This is a genomic window from Oceanospirillum beijerinckii DSM 7166 (assembly GCF_000422425.1).
GTDB classification, from domain to species: Bacteria; Pseudomonadota; Gammaproteobacteria; order Pseudomonadales; family Halomonadaceae; genus Oceanospirillum; species Oceanospirillum beijerinckii.
Window position 1 is genome coordinate 1 of sequence record NZ_AULT01000045.1, and the last position, 20,708, is coordinate 20,708.

Here is a 20,708-nt window from a genome sequence, read left to right on the forward strand (position 1 = left end):
ATCCTCCTCATTAGCCAAAACCAAGATGGCGAAGTCTGTGCTGGATGCAGGTTGGGCCATGCTGAAAACGATGCTGGATTATAAATGCGCTCACGCAGGTATTGTTTTCAAAGAAGTTGATGAGTCGTACACCACCCAAACCTGTTCGAGTTGTGGCAGTTTGCCCGATTCGAGGCCGAAAGGTATCGCAGGACTTGGAACAAGAGAGTGGATCTGCAGTGCGTGTGGTGTCACGCACGACCGCGATGTGAATGCGGCCAGGAACATTCTTGCGGTCGGACATGGCCGTCTAGCTGTAGGAATCCCCCGCTATAATCAGCTTGCCTGATTTAGCGGAGGGAGGATGTCAAGCTTGATCATTACAGGTATCGAGTCAGATCCATTTGGTTTTGATTCAACGTCTGTCCAGGTGAGCTACCTGCTTGATTTTTGGAGTTCTAAGTAGGCATACGGCACTTTTCCCTGCATAAAACTCTTATTTTCCGGCCGCTTCGGCCGGAAAATATCGGAATATTTATGTTCGGGTACTTACATAGGCCATATCAAGGCATTTTCCACTGTGAGAGCTATTAAATCCAGTGATTACATTATTATAAATAAGAATTACATATTTAAGCTTATTTCTTCTTTGCCTGTTCTATACTGAATATTACCCCCACATAGAAAATAGAATAACTATCTGACCTATAAAGGTTTTTGATAAGGTCAATCTATTTCTGCTTTTAGATGTTATTCCAAACCATGATCAGGAGTGCTTGCTTACCAGTACAATGATGATCAGAGTTTGTCGATAAAGTCGTTACACAACGACTTTCTAGCATAAAACTATATGTTTTTGGTCGTTTTAGTCGGCAAATAAAGGAAAACTAAGCGCTCTCAAAAAATTGATCTTTATCAAATGGCTTCATGCTTTAGCCATCGCCCAGAAAATATCGAAGTACTTTTGTGTCGGTGGTCGGTGGTCGGTGGTCGGTGGTCGGTGTGTAGGTATGTAGGTGTGAATGTTTAAGTACCCGAACATAAATATTCCGATATTTTCCGGCCGAAGCGGCCGGAAAATAAGGGTTTTATGTAGGGAAAAGTACTGTATGCCTACTTAGTGTGGGGTGGTGATGTTACTCAGTAAAACCTTCTTTGAAAACAAGAGCCGAGTGCTCTTATTTTGTCTAGTTGCCACTATGATGAGTTCGCTGTGGCTTTACTGGCTGGAATCCCGTGCACAGCAGCAATGGCTGCAGAATCTTGATCGTGACCTGACCCATTTTAGTCAACAGCAAGAGAAGCGCTTTAACAAGGCCATACAAGACCTTAGGGCTGATGTTTTATCCCTATCTGAATCAGCGGTGATGGGCCCGATCAAAGCTATACAATATCAACTCGATAGATCCGGACAAGTATCTCCTCCTAATCTACAGCTGTTACAAGATCACTTTGTAAGTCTGGCAAAAGAGAACCCGGAATACTGGCAGGTTCGATTGATTTCAGCTTTTGGCAAAGGTAAAGAGCTGGTCAGGGTTGAGAACAGAGGTCAGAGGGTTGAGGTCATTGCCAATGATTACCTTCAGGCAAAGGGGCATAGAACATATGTTAAATCAACGCTTCAGTTTGCCCAGGGGGAGGTCTATCTTTCACCGATAAATCTGAATAAAGAGCATGGCTCTGTTGAATACCCTTTTCGCCCCACATTAAGAGCGGCGACACCGCTTTACTCTGATGAAGGCCGTGTTATTGCAGTAGTAGTAATCAATCTTGATCTTAAACCTTTACTTGATTCCGTTGATGAGAGTATTCAGTACTATAACCTGCGTTACAGGGGCCAGTTTTATCTGGCGAATGTCGATGGTGATTGGCTTATTCATCCCGATATCAACCAAACTTTTTCTTTTGATAGGGGGATGCCTTATTCTCAAAAGAGAGAGTTCGGTTATCTGGATCATTCATTTTTACCCACTGATAACGTTGGGGCTTTCCTTGCAAGAGAACGGGTTCATCATCAGGCATCTATCGTGTGGCGAAGTTCATTTCGACTCGCACAGGATATGCCGGGGAAAGAGTTAACTCTAACATATGTCTTGCCTGAGTGGCATTTGGAGCAGGAAACCAAACTATTATTGCCAAGCTCAGATCTGGTAATATTTTTAATAATACTCGCTTCAATAACCTTCGTCTTGTTATTGATTGTGCTGAGAGATAATATCTTTAATAAACTTAATGTTGAAATGGGCCTGTTGAAGCAGTGGGTGTCCTTTTTATCGATACGTAGTAAAGTTCTGCTGTCTATGCTTTTTGTTGTAACTTTGGTTGCTTCATCAATTAGTTTAATCGCATTGGAATCATTCAAAAAAAGTGTTGAAAGTGAGACGGCCGCTCAGTTAAGTTCTATTGCAAACTTTCAGCATAAGAGGGTTGAAGAGTTTATTAAGCATAATAAACAGAGTTTGCTCTTGATTGCCAGTAGAACTCAGCTTAGATTGTTGCTGAAAGAGTATAATAGGTCTCCTGATAAAGCACTGCTGAATACAATGAAAAAGATTCTGACTGATGCACTTCAGTCTGCCCCGTTTTTTAAAACATTATTATTGCTAAATAATAAAGGAGAGCCTTTAGTCACAACTCACTACGATATAAGTGCATCAAAAGATAAAAATATAGATGTACCCATAGAAAATTTTGATATTCGCTTCCTGTCCGCAGATAGTGGTAACCAGTTGATGTTGCTGACTATGCCTTTGACCCTGATGGGGGAGCGCATTGGCTATGTTTCTGTTGAAGCCAGTATCGATGAATTGCGCCTGATTACTCAGGATTATTCGGGATTAGGTAGCACGGGAGAAACACTGTTAGCTGAAAAGCTGGGCAACGGTGATGCTAAATTTCTGACAAAGCTAAGATTTGATGGCTATCTAAATAATACACGCACTATCGCATCGCATCGCTGGGATATACCTGTCATTAGAGCTTTAAATGGTGAGTTTGGGTTTCATCAGGATGTGGTTGATTACAGAGGTATTCCTGTCTTTGCGGTGACAACATATTTAAGTGATATCGGTTGGGCTGTGTTAACTAAAATGGATCAGGAAGAAGCGCTATTAAACTATGAAATCCTGAAAGAAACTCTGATTAAGACGTTTTTATTGTTGTTGCTTGTTATATTTTTATTGGTTTTGTTTCTTTCCAGATCAATAAGTTACCCTATAGAACACTTGACGCAGATAGCGAATAGTATCAAACAGGGTAAGCGACAGCTGAGAGCAGATGAATCAATAGCATTCGATAAAGAGACGACCATGCTGGCTTCTGCTTTCAATGACATGATTCACGAACTGGTTGAAACACTGGATGCAATACCACATGGTATTCTTTTGATGAATGCAAAAGGGGAGATCATACGTTGTAACAGCAAACTTGAGTTGATGTTTGGTTATAAAGTCGGAGAATTAACTGGACAGAGTATTGAATGCTTGTTACCAGAACATTTACGTGAGCGGCATCAAGCATATAGAGAAAAGTATCTGCAAGCACCTGAAACCCGTGCGATGGGGTCTAATCTTGAGTTAATGGCAACTAGTCAGAACGGGACGCAGTTTCCAGTTGAAATAGGTTTATCTCCAGTAGGGATGTCAGGCCAAACTTATGTATTGGCAACTGTGGTGGATATTTCTGAGCGGCATGGTCTGGAGCAGCAGGTTAAGGCGTATCAGAAAAACCTTGAATATACAGTAGAGGAGCGAACCCATCAGTTAGTTAAGGCCAAAGAGGAAGCAGAGGTCGCTACACGGGCTAAGAGTGACTTTTTGGCTAAGATGAGCCATGAGATACGCACACCAATGAATGCCATTATTGGATTGATTTATCTGCTGCAGCAAGAGGGTATGAGTTCAAGGCAGCGTTTGCAGCTGAATAAACTGGATACCGCTGCGCACTCTCTGCTGGGGATTATCAATGATATCCTCGATTATTCAAAAATCGAAGCTGGCAAGATGATGGTTGAGTCGATTCCTTTTAGCCTGGAGGCTGTGCTCGATAATATTGCCAGTGTGAGTGCTGCAGTATCGCGAAGTAAGGATATTGAGCTGATTGTTAATAAGAAGCAGGATGTCCCTGTTGATCTGGTTGGAGACCCTCTTCGACTTGGCCAGATCTTAATCAATCTAATGAATAATGCGATTAAATTTACGGAGACAGGTGTTGTTAAGCTTGAGATAGCAAGACTTGATAGTACCCCTCAGGAGGTCTCTTTAACCTTTACTGTTCAGGACACGGGTGTTGGTATGGGTAAGTCAACACTGGATAGTATCTTCAAACCCTTTGAGCAAGCCGATGGCTCGATTACCCGCCGCTATGGTGGTACGGGGCTGGGATTAGCAATTGTTCAGCAGTTGGTTAACTTAATGGGTGGGCATATACAAGTAGAAAGTGAACCTGACAAAGGCACTGTGTTCAATGTTTTTCTATCGTTCAGTAAAAGCCAGATGAGTATGAATTACAATAAATATAATCATACCTCATTTTCTCATTTAAAAGTGCTTATTGTAGACGATAGCTCGGAAAGTCGGGACGTACTGACGGCTATGGCGGAGGGGTTTGGTTGTACCGCTGATTCAGTGTATTCCGCAGAAGAAGGGGTAAAAGCCTTTCAAGCATCGTTATCCAAAGGGAGAAGTTATGACATTGTACTGATGGACTGGCGTTTACCCGGTATGGATGGTTTAACGGCGGCCAGAAAAATTAAAGAGATTGCACCTAAAGATAATTTGCCGATTATTATTCTTGAAACCGCTTATGGCCGGGAGTTATTAGAGCAACAGGAGCATCCAGTTAAAGTGGATAGTTTGCTGATCAAGCCTATTACCTCCTCATCACTTTTTGACACCATTATTCAGCATTTGGCACCTGAAAAATTATTAGATCAAAGCGGCCATAAACGCCACTCTGATTATCAGTTACAAGGTATGAAGGTGCTTATTGTTGAAGATCATGAGATTAATCAGGAAGTGGCGCAGTCGATGCTGGAAGGTGCTGGCGCCATAGTGACGGTAGCAAATAACGGTAGGGAAGCGTTGGGTCTGCTAACCAAGCATCAAGGTGACTTTCATGTGGTATTAATGGATATACAGATGCCAGTTATGGACGGTTTAGAGGCCACTCGCAGGATACGAGCCCATAAACAATGGCAATCCTTACCTGTGATTGCGATGACGGCAAATGCGTCCACGGATCACCGAAAGCTGGGATTGGAAACGGGTATGGATGCATATTTAACCAAGCCGGTTAATGTTGATGAGTTATTTAATACTCTTAATCGCTGGTACCAGCCTATGATTGCCGGAAAAGCCGTTATTAACGCAGTAAGTACGAGCAGTAATGGATCTGGTGATCAGGAAGACAACTTCTTGGCTATTTCAGTATCCGATAGTGAGAACTTAACAATTAAGGCGATTGAGAGTGAGTATATGGACAAGCCAGAGTTAAAAGGAATTGATGTTGACCAGGCTCTTGCTCGGGTTAATGGTGATCATCAATTACTGATTAAGTTATTAGAGAAGCTATTACATCAATCGGATGAAGTGCTTTTAAGTTTAAACAGTCGCTTTCATGGTCTGGATCAGGGTAGCATCCGGCATAAAGTGCACGCTTTGAAAGGCACGAGCGGTAATTTATGTGCTATGTCAATTTATCAGGCAGCTGAAGCGATTAATGATGAGATGAAGAGTGCTCAGCAGCCAGGTAAGGATCAAGTCGATTGCTTGTCTGAAGCAACAAAGGAATTGAAAAAGAGCTACCTCCTTATACGACATAATTTGGAATTAAGTTCAAATAGTTATATCGACTTAAGCGGATCAATAAATCCAAAGGATACAGAAGAACAGTTTCTGTCTATTAAATTAGAGCTAATTTCTGCACTGACTGAGCAGGAAATGATTAGTGACAGCCAGTTGAGCTATTTTTCAAAATTAGCCAGATCCTACAAGAATGAAGCTAAAATTGAAGGGGTTCTGACTGAGTTTATCGATGCGGTATACAGTCTGGATTATGAGGAAGCACTGACACTGTTGGAGCAGATTTAATGCTTTTATCCGCTAGAGTCGAAAGAGTTTGGCTCATCTCTATTTTGCTCTGAAACGATCAGAGTTGCGTAAAAGTCAGTTTAGACAGGGTATTCATAAGGCCAATGAGCCAGGGAAACAAGAGTGGGTTCGCAGATGTCGGATTGTATAAGGTTTAAGTAAAGCCGGCTCAGAGCAACCTGAATCAAATGTATTGTTGAATATTTTACACTTGAAGGTGCATGGCGATGGATTATCAAAAGCTGCAGTTAGAAGGAGCAAAGGGCAAGGCCTTGTTAAAATTAGGAAAACTGTCCGTATCTGAAAGTAGTGTGCCTAAGATTTTAATGGTCGATGATGAACCGGCTAATCTGCAGGTACTGGGAAATATTCTGGGAGAGCAGTATAAGGTCTATTGGACTAAAAACCCCCGTCAGGTCTGTACTTTGGCTGAAAGACATATGCCTGATCTTATTCTGCTGGATATCATGATGCCGGAAATGTCGGGTTATGATGTGATTAAATTGCTGAAAAGTAACCCGGCTACTTCTCATATTCCTGTGATTTTTGTCACAGCTTTGGCCGATGTACAGGATGAACAGATGGGGTTTGCCCATCAGGCGGTGGATTATATTACCAAGCCTGTTAATGCGGCTATTGTATTGGCAAGGGTGAAAACCCATCTGTCTTTGGTGCGCAGCGATGAGTTAAAAAACACCCGTATGGAGATTATCCGCTGCTTAGGACATGCCGCAGAGTTTAAAGATAACGAAACCGGTCGTCATGTGATCAGGATGAGTGAGTACTCCAGCATTTTAGCATCGGCGATCGGGCTTCATTATGATGATTGTGAGCTGATTCGTAATGCGGCTCCTATGCATGATATCGGTAAAATAGGTATTCCAGACCAGGTTTTACTGAAGCCTGGCAAGCTGGATCAGGATGAGTGGCTTATCATGAAGCGCCATCCGGAAATAGGTCGGGATATTCTGGGTAATCAGGATTCTCCGTTACTGCGTCTGGCGGCAAGTATTGCATATACCCACCATGAGAAGTGGAATGGTGAGGGTTATCCTCGAGGATTAAAAGGCGAGGAGATTCCTCTTGAGGGGCGTATTATAGCGATTGCTGATGTATTTGATGCCTTAACCACTTCACGCCCCTATAAACAGGCCTGGCCGATAGAAAAAGCGATTAAGCTGTTACAGGATGAAGCCGGGCATCATTTTGATCCTATGTTGGTGCCGTTGTTCTTGCGCAGGATAGAAGATGTGCTTGAGGTGCGGGAGCTGTGGCTTGACCATAATGAGCCTGAAACCATTCAGCCATGATAAGAATAAGACTATTCATGATAAGAATAAGACTATTATCGCTATAGCAGAATCGATATGGTCGATTAGAGGTAAAAGATGCAGGCCCGATGTAAAAACAATTAAGGGCCTGCTGTTAGATACGTTTTTGTGAGAAGGTTTTAAGGCGTCAAATGACGTTTAGTCAGATCCCCATAAGCGTCTATCCGGCGATCTCTGAAATACGGCCAGATACGTCGGGTATCTTCAGTGCGTTGCTTATCGATAGTCGCTACTAACAGACATGACTCTTCCCCCGCATGTTGCAGGAGCTCACCCTGAGGACCGGCAATAAAGCTTCCGCCCCAGAATTGAATACCTTCACTTTGTGCACTTGGGTCAGCTTCATGGCCGACACGGTTAGCCACCAGTACCGGTAAACCATTCGCTACCGCATGGGCACGCTGAATAATCGTCCAGGCGCCCAGCTGGCGGTTTTGTTCCGCCGCATCGTCACGCGGGTCCCAGCCAATCGCCGTTGGGTAGAGCAGCATCTCGGCACCGGCCATCGCCATCAGGCGCGCGGCTTCTGGGTACCATTGATCCCAGCATACCAGTACACCCAGTTTACCGACGCTGGTTTCAATCGGGCTAAAGCCCGGACGACCGTCATTAAAAGTGGCATCACCGGGTGTGAAGTAAAACTTCTCGTAGAAGCCTGGATCATCCGGGATATGCATCTTGCGATAGTAACCCGCCAGAGAGCCGTCTTTTTCAAACACCACAGCAGTATTGTGATATAGACCCGGTGCACGTTTTTCAAAGATCGAGCCGACAATCACCATTTGTAGCTCTTTTGCCAGGCCCGCTAATCTCTGGCTGGTTGGGCCGTCTAAAGGCTCAGCCAAATCAAACAGGTCGGTATCTTCGGTTTGGCAGAAATACTGGGTTGCATGGAGCTCTTGTAACAGAGCCAGCTCACAACCCTGAGCGGCCAGATCGCGCAGACCCTGTTCACTGATCGCCAGGCTTTTTTCTTTATCATTAAAAGCCTGCTGCTGTACCAGGCCGACTTTTAACTGAGTGTTTTTTTGGCTAGACCCCTTATTGGAAGTAGAGGTAGCGGTAGAGAGGCTCATGCTAAAACTCCTTCAGGCAGCTGCATGGTTAAGCAGTGCAGGCTACCGTATTGTTCGACGATAGGGCGGCAGTTGATGGCGATAATCTCATGCTCAGGAAAAGCGATCTGCATCTGGTTGATCGCTTGTTGATCCAGGGCTTCGTCACCATAGATTGGCAGCAGAACTGCGTCATTGATAATCAGGAAGTTCGCATAAGTGGCCGGTAAGCGATCACCCTCTTCGCTGAAACAGGCCTGAGCCATTGGCAGCGGCACTAGCTTATACGGATTGCCCTGATAATCGGTAAAGCTCTTGAGCTGAGCTTCCATCGCTTGCAGTGCCTGATAATGTTCGTCGTTTTCATCGGTGCACTGTACATAAGCGATAGTGTGGGCGTCACACAGGCGTGCCAGAGTATCCACATGGCTGTCAGTATCGTCACCGGCCAGATAGCCGTGATCCAGCCACAGGAAACGCTCTATACCAAACTTATCGGCTAGCAGGGTTTCAATCTGAGCTTTGCTTAGATCCGGGTTGCGGGTAGGTGCAAGTAAGCACTCACTGGTAGTCAACAGAGTACCAAAACCATCGGCCTCAATACTGCCGCCTTCCAGTACCAGATCAACAGTTTCAATGCTGCTGGCAAAAGCATGCTTCTGGGCCAGTTTATCGTTAATCTGGGTATCCAGCGCGGCATCAAACTTGTCGCCCCAACCGTTAAAGGTAAAGTTCAACAGATGAGGTGCTTGTTGCCCTTCAGCATCAGTCTTCAGTACCGTAATCGGGCCATGATCACGGGCCCAGGTGTCATTGGTCGGTACCACATAAACCGCTAGCTGATCGGCCAGGTTTTTCCCTGCCAATTGCTTATCTGCAAAATGAGCCAGAATCTGCTCACGTTTTGCTTCACTATCCACACTGATCAGCACCTTTTCACGCTGAGCAATGGCTTCGGTAATCTGGAAAAAAACAGGCTCAACCTGAGTCAAAAAAGGTGCCCAGTCGCTATTGGCGTGAGGCCAGGTCAACATCACACCGCTTTGCTTGGCCCATTCAGGTAGCAGGGTGTATGGTTTTGGATCGGCTGTTAATGCGCTCATTAATGGAATTACCTAAACCCGAAGGAATTTAAATAAGTACCTAAATCAAAGTTGCTCTCGCGGAGGTTGTCTGCAGAGATTGTCCTGTTCTCCGGCAAAAAGCTGAAGAATGGTGCTTGTTTAGGTGTCTAATGGGGGCAAAGAGATGCAACCTGTACCGACTTTTATGGTCTGATACCCTGCCTGATTCTCTTGCTGTACCAGTCGCTGTTTTCAGTGATTTTGACAGCACTGGTTAAAGATGCGAACTCTAGCAGAGAAATCGCCTTTGTCCAGATAAAGAGCAAGGGCGAGTCGTTAATCCGCATCTTTTATTCTGTTTTTACTATAACGGCTTTTATCACAATTAATGAGCACTTGTGTCGCCTTGATACGACGCTACAGAATGGCGCGGCTTTGCCGTATGATGTGCCCCTGATCCTGAAACGTATGTTTCTTTACTGAGTCGGACACGATGTTAGACAAAATTCCTTTTTTTATCGGGCTTCGATATACCCGGGCCAAGCGGCGTAACCACTTTATCTCCTTTATCTCTTTGACGTCCATGATAGGACTGACGCTGGGGGTAGCGGTACTGATTCTGGTGCTGTCGGTGATGAACGGTTTTGACCGTGAGCTGCGCCAGCGTATTCTGGGTATGGTGCCCCATGCCACTATTCACTCTCAAAGCAGTTTCCAGAACTGGCCAGAGGTCGCAGAGGCTTTGGAAACGGATGATCGAATTATTGCGGCTGTACCCTTTGTAAAAGCGCAGGGGATGTTTACCTCCCACGGCAATGTGCGTGGTGCCCTGGTCAATGGTGTGCTGCCGGAGCATGAAGCCCGTGTTTCCATTATGGGTCAACATATGAAGCGAGGTAGCCTGGATGACTTGAAAGCCGGTGAGTATGGCGTCATTCTGGGTGATCTGCTGGCGCGTTTTCTTGGGGTTACGGTAGGGGATAAAGTTACGCTGATGATTCCTGAAGCCTCGATTACCCCGGCCGGTGTTTTCCCGCGTATGAAACGCTTTACCGTGGTGGGCACCTTTAGCGTTGGCGCTGATCTGGACGGTAATCTGGCGGTCACTCACCTGAAAGATATGCAGACTCTGATGCGCTTAGGCACTGATATTCACGGCCTGCGTCTGCAGTTGACGGATCTGTTTGATGCACCTGTGGTGGTATGGGATCAGTTAAAAGAGATGCCAAGTCATATGCGTGGCAGTGACTGGACCCGTACCCACGGTAATCTGTTTCAGGCGATTCAGATGGAAAAGCGCATGATCGGTCTGCTGTTGATGATCGTAATTGCGGTGGCAGCCTTTAATATCGTGTCTACTCTGGTGATGGTGGTGACTGACAAGCAGGGAGATATAGCAATTCTGCGTACTCTGGGAGCCACGCCAGGCACCATTATGGCGATCTTTATGGTACAGGGTATTGTGATTGGCGTGACAGGTACGCTGATAGGTACGGGGCTGGGGATTCTGGCAGCATTGAATGTGAGTGATTTTGTTGCCTGGATTGAGCAGTTGTTTGGTATCCAGTTCCTGGACAGTAACGTTTACTTTATCAGCTACCTACCATCGCAGTTGCGTTGGGATGATGTCTGGGTGATTGCCGGTGCAGCGCTGGTGATGAGCTTCCTGTCCACTTTATACCCCGCATGGCGGGCCTCTAAGATTCAGCCTGCGGATGCACTGCGTTATGAATAATATGGAACATTCTCAGTCAAAGCCTCAGTCGACTATTCAGTCAACCACTCACTCTGGCACTCAGTCAGCTACTCTCTCCAGCTCTCAGTCCAGTGCAGTACTGGAGTGTCGTGAGCTGAGTATGGTGTATAGCAATGGCCCGGAACAGATTCAGGTCCTGGATAAGCTGAATTTCCAGGCTTATCGTGGTGAGCGTGTGGCGATTGTAGGAAGCTCTGGCTCTGGTAAAACGACGCTGTTGCACCTGCTGGGTGGCTTGGATCAGGCTTCATCCGGTCAGGTGATTATTGATGGTAATGATCTGTCGACAATGAATGATGCGCAGCTGGGTAGGCTGCGTAATCGATCCCTGGGTTTTGTTTATCAGTTGCATCATCTGTTGGCTGAATTTACTGCGTTGGAAAATGTGCTCATGCCGATGCTGATTCGTGGCGAAAAGCGTAAAAACATTCTGCCTAAAGCTGCGGCTTTGCTGGAGCGGGTGGGGCTGACAGAGCGCATTCATCATAAGCCTGCAGAGCTATCGGGTGGTGAACGCCAGCGTGTCGCCATTGCACGGGCTTTAGTCACTGAACCTGCCTGTGTATTACTGGATGAACCCACCGGCAACCTGGATCCGAATACCGCAGAATCGGTTAATGAGTTAATGCTGGAGATCGGTCGTGAGCAAAACACCTGTTTTATCACAGTGACTCACGACATGGTGTTGGCTAAGCGGATGGATCGGGTTTTCCGTTTACAGCAAGGACAGTTGATCGAACAGTCTGTTGTTTGATCGGTGTGACTGTTTTCAAGTGCTGTAGATGTGTATAGGGGATTAAAGAGAATGGACCAATCATTATGACTAAATCAAGAGACTCCAGATCAGCTGCAATGAAACAAGGTACCGCTTTATTATGTGCGGCTTTTTTGATGCCAGTCAGTGATAGCCGAGCGCAAGCTCTGGATCTGGCCTTTGCTCAACCTGTGGTTTTCTCTGAGCCGGAGCCAGATCAGGAGCCAGTGGAAGAGGCAGAAGCGAATGCCTTGGAAGCAGAAGCTTCGGAAGCCGGGCCGGTAGAACCCACTGCGCTGCGTCAGCGCTTTGATGAAGAGCGACGCTTAGCTGATAATCCTTTGGTTTTTCTACCTTACAGGGCTAATTTTTTTCTGCCTGCCAGTTACTATAGTGGTCATGAAGCGTCAGAAGCTGCCAGAGGTGTTGACTACAGTCCTACAGAAGCTCAGTTTCAGATAAGCCTTAAGTTTCCTATCGATGATCAACTGTTTTTTCCGAATGATGCTTTGTTTGCGACCTATACTCAGGAGTCGTACTGGCAGATTTACGAAAAATCTTCACCCTTCCGGGAAACCATCTATGAGCCTGAACTGGTCTACGGTGTCAGTACGGAATATGACCTGTTAAAAGAGCTAACGCTGGAAGCTGTTACCATCGGCGTAAACCACCAATCCAACGGTCAGGGTGGAGAATTTTCCCGCAGCTGGAACAGGCTCTTTGTGGCGGGACTGCTGGCCAGTGGAGACTGGGGGATTTCGGTAAAGCGCTGGTTCAGAATACCAGAGTCCGCAGAAGACGATGATAATCCCGATCTGGAAGATTATGTCGGGCTGACGGAGTTAAGTATGGCTTACAGGAAGAATAATCATGTTGTGACTTTCCGCTCGAGAAATCATCTGGAAAGTGACTTTAAGCGTGGTAACTTACAAGTGAGTTGGAGTTTTCCAATTGGCGAACGCTACAAGGGCTACGTTTTGCTCAGAACAGGCTATGGTGATACCTTGGCAGATTATGATGAAAAGATTCATCGGATTGGCTTAGGTATCTCAATAAATGATGTGCTATAGCTGAAAGCCCTACATTAACACCAGGCTAAAACCCCAAGAACCAGACTAAAACCCCGGTCAATCAATCTGTATCGGGGTCTTAGTGTTCTAAGCGGGAAAGCTATTTTTTGGCATCTGATTCCGAGGAGGGGTTGCTGCTCTTACCTTTGCGGGTACGCCAACTTTTGTTCACATGCCAGCGCCACAGTAGATGAATGCCAAAATAGCTCAGCACTGCCATAACGACTCCCACAACCGCAGAACCAAAATAGAGTGGCAGCCAGGCATCGTTAATCAATTGTCCTAACCAGTCCAGTGTCAGCTCATCGGGCATGGGTTTGGCTTCAACGCCTAATAGCCAGGCTCCTACCAGATAGGTCCCATAGAACATCACTGGCATAGTGATTGGATTGGTGATCCACACCAGGCCGACAGATATGGGCAGGTTACAGTGCAGTAATACTGCCCCGGCTGCTGCCAGCACCATCTGGAAGGGCACTGGAATAAAGGCGAAGAAGATACCGACCAGAAAGGCTTTTGCCACAGAGCGTCGGGTTAAATGCAATAAGCCAGGATCTTCAAGCAACTTGCCTAAAAAGCGGAGTGATTTTTGCTCCTGAAGTTTTTTTGGATCAGGCATGTATTTCTTGATGATTCGTCTTGGCATGTCTATTGTCACCTGTAAAGAGCGGATTATTATCCACATATTTGACCCAGCCACCAGAGGGCGGGGGTCTAAACATCAACCTGACAGGGAGTCTGGTGATGTGGTTTGTTGTTATTATCACCGGAATTGTTGCCAGCGTATTTGATGCGGATTGGCCGCCTGCAGAAGCCCTGTTGTTGTTATTCTGGCTCGCGTTGTGTTTATGGTATCAGCATTGGCGGCTATTGCCGCTGCTTATCTTATCCTATCTGCTTACCAGCTTACATCTTGCCAGCCTTTTTCATCAGCAACTACCCGGACATTTGACAGGGAAAGAGCTGTTGCTGACCGGGCATATTGTCGAGGTTCTGAAAGAGACCGCAAAGAATACGCGGTTTTTGTTTCAGGTTGAGCATTGCCAGAATTTATCTGTTTCCCGTGAGCGCCAAAATAATAAACGAAACAACGTCTTAGTTTTGGACGATATATTGAACGTGGAAAAGACTAAGACTGAAGCAGGTGATGGGGTTGAGCAATATCACTGTGATTTTCATGGTCGGGTAGCGCTAAACCTGTATCACTATTCTCGCGGGATAAGTAAGAAGGAGTATAAACAGGGTAAGGAGTATAAACAGGGTGATGAAAAACGGTACAAGAAGAGAGATCGTCCCCTTGAGCCTAAGGTTGGTGAAAGCTGGCAGTTTCAGGCACGTCTGTTTCCTATAAAAGGCTTCTTAAATCCTGAGCAGAGTTTGTACGCCATGCGCCAGATGGCTAAGGGGATAGCTGCGCGGGGCTATATTCGCTCCGGTGACAATCGGTTGCTGGATGAGGGGGGGTGGTGGCCGCAGTGGCTCAGCCAATGGCAGGAGAGTGCTCGGGGCTATGTTCAGAGTTTGACCGATCTCCGCACCAATAGTGTGAGTGATCATTCGCATTCACAACAGCTATCGGTACAGGCTTTTCTCTCAGCGCTTTTGCTGGCCGATACGCAATTACTTTCTTCTGAACAATGGCAAATCTTGCAGCAAACCGGCACGGTACATTTGGTGGTTGTCTCGGGTCTGCATCTTGGTGTGTTGCTGCTGATCGGCTACAGCATAGCCCGTTTCTGTAACGGCTATTGGCCTATGCAGCGTTGGAGTCAAGTGCTGTTCTGGCAGCTGTTCCCTGTATTACTAATACTGCCTTTGCTGCTGATCTGGCCGCTAGGTGTGGCGGTTCAGCGCGCACTATGGATGTCTTTCTTGCTGATTCTTGTGCAAGTAATGGCCTGTTCCCCTTCGCCCTGGCGTATTCTCTGGCTGGCTTTGACCGGATTATTGTTGGTTGATCCCCTGCTCCTGCTATCACCTGGCTTGTATTACAGTGTGCTGGCTGTCTTTCTATTGTTGTTCTTTGTTGGACAAAAGGCTTCATTCTGGCGAGTGTTACAGCTGCAGTTTGTGTTATTTGTGGGTCTGTTGCTGGTACAGAGCTTCTGGTCCAATCTACCTGGCAGCAGTGCCTGGTTGGCAAATCTTGTCGCAATCCCCTTGGTTACTTTAATTATACTGCCGTTGTCACTGTTATCTCTTGTATTGCCAGTTGAGTGGTTGCAGTTGCTGCTGGAGCAGAGCATTCTACTGTTTTGGCAGTGGTTGGTATGGTGTCAGAATGGGATGCCTTGGTCGCTGATGTTTGATTGGTCGGTCGCAATTATCTTATTTTGTTCGGCTATCTTGCTGGCGTTGCCTTATCTGCCAGCCCGGCAGATATTGCTCGGTACCGTGCTGTTATTGTTGCTATTTTCACTGTCAACAAGTGATGTGCCTTCCGTTGTTTCTTCACTGATAAACTCGTCTTCTACCTTATCGGATCATAAGCGACGGGTATTCTCAGGGCTAAAGCCGGGACAGTTTACTGTTGAGGTCCTGGATGTCGGGCAGGGGTTAGCCGTTTATATTCAAACCCGCCATCATCACCTGCTTTATGATACAGGCCCTCGTTTTGCCAGTGGTTTTGCTCCCTTGCAATTGGCTTTATTGTCCCGGTTAGAGCAAGCTCCAGGCCTGTTGGATAAAGTGGTGATCAGCCATGATGATAATGATCATGCCGGTGCCTTACCCCTACTGCAGGGTTACTTTATCGGTGAGGTGCTGACAGGGCAGCCGCAAAGGATAAAGCAGGGTGTGCTGTGCGGTCCTGAGCAGAGTTGGCAGTGGGATGGAGTGCGTTTTGATTTTCTGTATCCCACAGCAGAAACCGTATCTGGCCTCAGTGATAATAACCGCTCCTGTGTGCTGAAAGTTTACTCGCTACGCTATCCTGATATGAGTGTGCTACTGACAGGAGATATCGAACAGCCTGTTGAGCAGCAGTTGGTAGAAACGCAGTCGGAGCGATTAAAGGTCCGTTGGCTATTGGCCAGTCATCATGGCAGCGGGACAGGCAGTAGCTTGCCGTTTTTACGGGCGATACAGCCTCAGGGTATTATCTATTCGGCAGGTCTGAATAATCGCTTTCGCCATCCTGCAGAAGAGGTTCAGGCAAGGAGTCGGCAATTGGGTATCGGGCAATACCTGACCGCAGAAGTGGGTATGATACGGCTGGCACCGGATAATAATCGTCCGGATGGCGAGTGGTTACTGACAACTCAGCAGTCCCAATTGCCGGGACGTTGGTTATGGCAGCATTGATATCCTGGCTTTCCCGGTCAGGAGTCAATCTTTTGGCGCTAAAATCACTTCTCATCACCGAGGATAGATTTAGCCTGCTAATACAATGGTGTACACTAAGCCCCTTTTGGTAGATGCCGTTGTAATCTGTAAATTTTTACTAGGATTTTTGATATTTTCGGTGTCGATACTTATTCTGGCTGACTTGTTAGAAGTCCTTTAAACAAGGGAATTTAGCGTGGAGCTGTTTTTTTCCGCTGGTGGCTGGTTAATGCTACCGATTTTGATCTGTTCGGTTGTTGCCGTGGCGATTATTCTGGAGCGTTTTTGGTCCCTGCGTCGTAAACGTATCGCCCCTGTGGGGTTACGTCAGGATGTGGCTCGACAGGTGATGGTCGCGCCATTAACGGCAAGCCAGCTGGCTGAGCTGGAGCAGGGGTCGCCTCTGGGGTGTCTGTTTGCCAGCGGTTTGAGAAATCTGTCTTTTAGCCGTGAAGTGATGAAAGAATCCATCGAAGAAGCGGCCTCTGCGGTAGTGCATGATTTGGAGCGTTTTCTGAACCTGCTGGGCACTATTGCTGCGATTACCCCTCTGTTGGGCCTCCTGGGCACTGTGCTGGGTATGATCGAAGTGTTTGCTGTCATTATGGAAGAGGGCGCGGGTCAGGCGCCTATGTTGGCCGGTGGTATCTCGAAAGCACTGGTGACCACGGCTGCGGGTCTGTCCATTGCGATTCCGGCACTGCTTTTCCACCGTTTCTTTGAGCGTCGTGTTTCTGAACTGGTGGTTCACCTGGAGCAGGAGTCGATCAAACTGGTTGAGCAACTTCATGGTCAGCGTGCCCGTGACGATATGCTTTCCGGTGCCACTATGAAGGCAGGAGCGATCCGGTGAAATTCCGACGTAGCCAGCAGGAACCTCTTAGTTTGAATCTGACACCTCTGATTGATGTGGTGTTTTTGCTGTTGATCTTCTTCATGGTATCAACCACTTTTGATCGGCCAACGGAGCTGAAAATGCAGCTGCCAGAGGCGCAGCATGGTTCTGTACAGTCTGAAGGTCATGTTTTAAGCATTGAAGTGTTGCCCAATGGCTTGATTCACTTGAATGGTGAGCAGGCCGATGATCTGGCAGCAGAGCTGGATCGCTATCTGGATGATAACCCAGAGCCGGACTATATCCGTGTTCTGGCTGATGAACAGGCGCTGCATCGGGATGTCAGTCATGTACTGGATACGTTAGCCGGTGCTGATCTGACGGATATTCGTTTTCAAACCTTAGCTAAGCCTTAGCGGGCTTAGCTAATATCAGGAACAAATCATTGACTACATCCAAGGCCCAGCCAGAGAATATCAAGCAGGTGTATTGGCGTTTGCTGAGCTATATCCGTCCTTTCTGGTTCTCTTTTGCAATCAGTATTGTCGGCTATCTGATCTATGCTGCTGCCAGCACTGCGTTCGCCGAGCTGATGCGCTATCTGGTGGATACCATTGAAAGCGGCGGTGAAGATTTCCGTTTGCTGTTTCCCTCCTTGTTAGTGGCTGCTTTTGCCATGCGTGGCCTGGGTTCCTTCCTTGGGATCTATTTTATGGCCATTGTGGCCCGTGGTGTGGTGCATAACCTACGCTGTGAGCTGTTTGATAAATACCTGGTATTACCCGTCAGCTACTATGATAAAAACTCTTCGGGCCATCTGGTATCGCGTATTACTTTTGTTGTTGATCAGGTGATGCAGGCAGCGTCGGATGCTCTGACTATTGTAATCCGGGAAGGCCTGTTTGTTATGGGCGTATTAATCTACCTGTTTTATAACAATTGGCGTTTAACTCTGATCTTTATCGCCCTGACGCCACTGATCGGTATTATTGTCAGCTTTACCAGTAAGCGCTTTCGTAAAGTGAGTAAACGCATTCAGAAATCCATGGGTGATGTCACTCATGTGGCAACGGAAAGTATTTCTGGCTTTAAAGTGGTGCGCAGCTTTGGCGGTGAAGAGTACGAGCGTGAGCGTTTTGTCAGCTCCAGTAACCGTAATCGCGAGCAGTTTCTGAAGATGGAAGCGACTAAGGCGTTAAGTACTCCTCTGGTTCAGCTGATTGTGGCGATCTCTATGGGGATGTTGGTGTGGTTGGCACTGTCTCCAGATGTCATGAAAGATATGACGCCCGGTGAGTTTATTGCTTTTATTACGGCTGCGTCCCTGTTGGCTAAGCCGATACGTCAGCTGACTAATGTAAACAGTGTGATTCAGAAAGGCGTTGCGGCAGCAGCAGATCTGTTTGAGCAGTTTGATTCTTCTTCTGAGCTGGATAAAGGTCAGAAAACACTGGATCGTGCTCAGGGCGATGTGGTCTTTAAGGATATCGAATTTACCTACCCGGAAAGCGAAAAACAGATTCTTAAAGGGATCAATTTTGAGATCAAAGCGGGTCAGGTGATTGCTCTGGTGGGACGTTCTGGTAGTGGTAAATCCACGCTGGTGAATCTGATCCCACGCTTTTATGACGCCAATCGGGGTGAAATCTATCTGGACGGTATCAACAGTCGGGATTTGACCCTGAAAAGCCTGCGTCAGCAGATCTCTATGGTCACCCAGCAGGTGACGCTGTTTAACGACACTGTTGCCAATAATATCGCTTACGGCCAGCCTAATGCGACCCGGGAGCAGATTGAGGCCGCAGCGAAAGCTGCTTATGCTCTGCCATTCATTGAAGAGTTATCCAATGGCCTGGATACTGAGGTTGGTGACAATGGTGTCTTGTTATCCGGCGGCCAGCGTCAGCGTTTGGCTATTGCTCGGGCAATCCTAAAAGATGCCCCTATCCTGATTATGGATGAGGCCACTTCGGCACTGGACACTGAGTCGGAGCGTTATATTCAGAAAGCCTTGGATGAGGTGATGAAAAACCGCACCACCTTCGTGATTGCCCACCGTTTGTCCACTATTGAGCAGGCGGATGTGATTATGGTGATGGATAAAGGTGAAATTATCGAAGCGGGTTCTCATCAGGAGTTATTAGATAGGCAAGGTGCATACGCTCAGCTGCATGCCATGCAGTTCTCTGATGTGGAGCCAGAGAGTAAATGAGTCTGCAACAGGCTTGGTACGCTGATGCCCGTTGGCCGCTGCTGCTAACACCGCTGGAGTGGCTCTATCGTCGCCTGGCCAGTAGCGATCAGGCAAAAAAACGTGCCCAACAGTGGCAAGCGCCTGTGCCGCTGATGGTTGTTGGTAATATCACCGTTGGCGGTACCGGAAAATCCCCTTTGGTATGTACACTGGTACATGAGCTTAAGCAGCGTGGCTGGCAGCCCGGTATTGTCAGCCGTGGTTATGGCGGACAAAGTAAGCACTATCCGTTATTGGTCGATGAAAACTCTGATCCTGTTCAGGCCGGTGATGAGCCGGTAATGCTGGCAGGGCAGACCGGTTGCCCGGTGGTGGTTGATCCCAATCGTACTGCGGCCGCTCAATATCTATTGCAGCAAACTGAAGTTAATCTGATCATCAGTGATGATGGCTTACAGCACCTAAGCTTAGGGCGAGACCTGGAGCTGGTGGTCATCGATGCTCAGCGGGGCTTGGGTAATGGCCACTGTCTACCGGTGGGGCCATTGCGGGAACCTGCGGACCGTTTACACACTGTGGATTATATTTTTGCCAATGGTGCGGTGGATGGCTCTGCTATTAGCACTATTTGTGATGCCGTACCAGGCACTGCCACTGCAAAAGCTTTGGGTCCGGTAAAAAACTTAAAAGGCAATGTCCAAGCGATGACTTTACAGCCAGTGCAATGGCGACAACCAGCCACCGGGCAGTGTTTTGATATTTCCGAGCGACCTTTTGATGTGAGTGTGAAAGCCGTTGCGGGTATCGGTCATCCCGAGCGGTTTTTTTCCAGTCTGCGTGAGCTGGGCTTAACTGTAGAGGGAGAGGGTTTTGCCGATCATCATCGTTTCAAAGCCGGTGATATCACTGATGATGGGCGACCTGTGCTGATGACCGCCAAAGATGCGGTAAAATGTCGGCACTGGATGACACCGAATCATTGGGTGCTGGATGTCAGTGCCCGCATAGCGCCTGAACTGATTGAGGCGATCAATGAGCAATTACTCAAGATACAGAAAGAGAAAAAGTAATGGATAAACAACTGCTTGCATTACTGGTATGCCCAGTTACCCAAAGTAAGCTGATCTACAAGAAAGAGCAGCAGGAACTGATCTCCAAGGCTGCAGGTCTGGCGTTCCCGATTCGTGATGGTATTCCTGTCATGTTGGAAAATGAGGCGCGTACCCTGACCGCCGAAGAACGCTTGGAAAAATAAGT

15 protein-coding genes are annotated in these 20,708 nt (G+C 47.1%); 12 read left to right on the plus strand and 3 right to left on the minus strand.

The window, feature by feature from the left end:
- The 3 genes from H579_RS25630 to H579_RS0113625 form a co-directional block, all read left to right on the plus strand.
- A partial coding sequence (locus H579_RS25630; protein WP_036566310.1) for an RNA-guided endonuclease InsQ/TnpB family protein occupies nucleotides 1-328 on the plus strand: 328 nt, incomplete at its 5' end.
- A gap of 784 nt (nucleotides 329-1,112) precedes the next feature.
- Nucleotides 1,113-6,068, plus strand: a complete 4,956-nt coding sequence (locus H579_RS27945; RefSeq protein ID WP_051227629.1) for a response regulator — start codon at nucleotides 1,113-1,115, stop codon at nucleotides 6,066-6,068.
- A 227-nt stretch (nucleotides 6,069-6,295) separates the two neighbouring features.
- On the plus strand, nucleotides 6,296-7,378 hold the full coding sequence (locus H579_RS0113625; RefSeq protein WP_084624127.1) for an HD domain-containing phosphohydrolase: 1,083 nt from the start codon (nucleotides 6,296-6,298) through the stop codon (nucleotides 7,376-7,378).
- Nucleotides 7,379-7,518: 140 nt separating this feature from the next.
- Here the strand turns inward: H579_RS0113625 and H579_RS0113630 are convergent, their stop codons facing one another.
- Nucleotides 7,519-8,475, minus strand: coding sequence for a carbon-nitrogen hydrolase (locus H579_RS0113630; protein ID WP_051227630.1), 957 nt, complete (start codon nucleotides 8,473-8,475; stop codon nucleotides 7,519-7,521).
- On the minus strand, nucleotides 8,472-9,557 hold the full coding sequence (locus H579_RS0113635) for an agmatine deiminase family protein (protein ID WP_036566311.1): 1,086 nt from the start codon (nucleotides 9,555-9,557) through the stop codon (nucleotides 8,472-8,474). Before H579_RS0113635 ends, H579_RS0113630 begins: the two co-directional genes overlap by 4 nt.
- A gap of 454 nt (nucleotides 9,558-10,011) precedes the next feature.
- On the opposite strand from H579_RS0113635, the gene H579_RS0113645 reads away from it, so the two are divergent.
- The 3 genes from H579_RS0113645 (at nucleotide 10,012) to H579_RS0113655 (ending at nucleotide 13,098) form a co-directional block, all read left to right on the plus strand.
- On the plus strand, nucleotides 10,012-11,253 hold the full coding sequence (locus H579_RS0113645; protein WP_028301150.1) for a lipoprotein-releasing ABC transporter permease subunit: 1,242 nt from the start codon (nucleotides 10,012-10,014) through the stop codon (nucleotides 11,251-11,253).
- The gene (gene lolD / locus H579_RS0113650; RefSeq protein ID WP_281167055.1) at nucleotides 11,246-12,028 is read left to right on the plus strand and encodes a lipoprotein-releasing ABC transporter ATP-binding protein LolD; all 783 of its coding nucleotides are present in this window, start codon (nucleotides 11,246-11,248) and stop codon (nucleotides 12,026-12,028) included. Before H579_RS0113645 ends, lolD begins: the two co-directional genes overlap by 8 nt.
- 65 nt (nucleotides 12,029-12,093) lie before the next feature.
- The gene (locus H579_RS0113655; RefSeq protein WP_084624129.1) at nucleotides 12,094-13,098 is read left to right on the plus strand and encodes a phospholipase A; all 1,005 of its coding nucleotides are present in this window, start codon (nucleotides 12,094-12,096) and stop codon (nucleotides 13,096-13,098) included.
- 100 nt (nucleotides 13,099-13,198) lie between these two features.
- On the opposite strand, the gene H579_RS0113660 is transcribed toward H579_RS0113655, so the two are convergent.
- Nucleotides 13,199-13,744: a DUF2062 domain-containing protein gene (locus H579_RS0113660; protein ID WP_028301153.1), complete on the minus strand. Its 546-nt coding sequence runs from the start codon at nucleotides 13,742-13,744 to the stop codon at nucleotides 13,199-13,201.
- Nucleotides 13,745-13,842: 98 nt separating this feature from the next.
- Here H579_RS0113660 and H579_RS0113665 point away from each other — a divergent pair, with 98 nt between their 5' ends.
- From H579_RS0113665 to H579_RS0113690, 6 genes are all read left to right on the plus strand, one after another.
- Complete coding sequence (locus tag H579_RS0113665; RefSeq protein WP_028301154.1) at nucleotides 13,843-16,401, plus strand: DNA internalization-related competence protein ComEC/Rec2; 2,559 nt, start codon at nucleotides 13,843-13,845, stop codon at nucleotides 16,399-16,401.
- 217 nt (nucleotides 16,402-16,618) lie between these two features.
- Nucleotides 16,619-17,275 carry a MotA/TolQ/ExbB proton channel family protein gene (locus tag H579_RS25640; protein WP_425411351.1) on the plus strand — a complete coding sequence of 219 codons (657 nt, stop codon included), beginning with the start codon at nucleotides 16,619-16,621 and terminating at the stop codon, nucleotides 17,273-17,275.
- Nucleotides 17,272-17,673, plus strand: a complete 402-nt coding sequence (locus tag H579_RS0113675) for an ExbD/TolR family protein (RefSeq protein WP_028301155.1) — start codon at nucleotides 17,272-17,274, stop codon at nucleotides 17,671-17,673. The genes H579_RS25640 and H579_RS0113675 overlap by 4 nt, the downstream gene beginning before the upstream one ends.
- Before the next feature lie 29 nt (nucleotides 17,674-17,702).
- Nucleotides 17,703-19,469, plus strand: coding sequence for a lipid A export permease/ATP-binding protein MsbA (msbA, locus tag H579_RS0113680; RefSeq protein ID WP_036566312.1), 1,767 nt, complete (start codon nucleotides 17,703-17,705; stop codon nucleotides 19,467-19,469).
- Nucleotides 19,466-20,521, plus strand: a complete 1,056-nt coding sequence (gene lpxK, locus H579_RS0113685) for a tetraacyldisaccharide 4'-kinase (RefSeq protein WP_028301157.1) — start codon at nucleotides 19,466-19,468, stop codon at nucleotides 20,519-20,521. Before msbA ends, lpxK begins: the two co-directional genes overlap by 4 nt.
- On the plus strand, nucleotides 20,521-20,706 hold the full coding sequence (locus H579_RS0113690; RefSeq protein WP_028301158.1) for a Trm112 family protein: 186 nt from the start codon (nucleotides 20,521-20,523) through the stop codon (nucleotides 20,704-20,706). The genes lpxK and H579_RS0113690 overlap by 1 nt, the downstream gene beginning before the upstream one ends.
- Nucleotides 20,707-20,708 lie beyond the last annotated feature (2 nt).

What these genes read in the sequence shown, in the direction of transcription:
- lolD (WP_281167055.1), top strand. Translation starts at nt 11,246, where the DNA reads ATGAATAATATGGAACATTCTCAGTCAAAGCCTCAGTCGACTATTCAG.
- H579_RS0113690 (WP_028301158.1), top strand. Translation starts at nt 20,521, where the DNA reads ATGGATAAACAACTGCTTGCATTACTGGTATGCCCAGTTACCCAAAGT.
- H579_RS0113645 (WP_028301150.1), top strand. Translation starts at nt 10,012, where the DNA reads ATGTTAGACAAAATTCCTTTTTTTATCGGGCTTCGATATACCCGGGCC.
- H579_RS0113635 (WP_036566311.1), bottom strand. Translation starts at nt 9,557, where the DNA reads ATGAGCGCATTAACAGCCGATCCAAAACCATACACCCTGCTACCTGAA.
- H579_RS0113625 (WP_084624127.1), top strand. Translation starts at nt 6,296, where the DNA reads ATGGATTATCAAAAGCTGCAGTTAGAAGGAGCAAAGGGCAAGGCCTTG.
- H579_RS27945 (WP_051227629.1), top strand. Translation starts at nt 1,113, where the DNA reads ATGTTACTCAGTAAAACCTTCTTTGAAAACAAGAGCCGAGTGCTCTTA.
- H579_RS0113630 (WP_051227630.1), bottom strand. Translation starts at nt 8,475, where the DNA reads ATGAGCCTCTCTACCGCTACCTCTACTTCCAATAAGGGGTCTAGCCAA.
- H579_RS0113655 (WP_084624129.1), top strand. Translation starts at nt 12,094, where the DNA reads ATGACTAAATCAAGAGACTCCAGATCAGCTGCAATGAAACAAGGTACC.
- lpxK (WP_028301157.1), top strand. Translation starts at nt 19,466, where the DNA reads ATGAGTCTGCAACAGGCTTGGTACGCTGATGCCCGTTGGCCGCTGCTG.
- H579_RS0113660 (WP_028301153.1), bottom strand. Translation starts at nt 13,744, where the DNA reads ATGCCAAGACGAATCATCAAGAAATACATGCCTGATCCAAAAAAACTT.
- H579_RS0113665 (WP_028301154.1), top strand. Translation starts at nt 13,843, where the DNA reads ATGTGGTTTGTTGTTATTATCACCGGAATTGTTGCCAGCGTATTTGAT.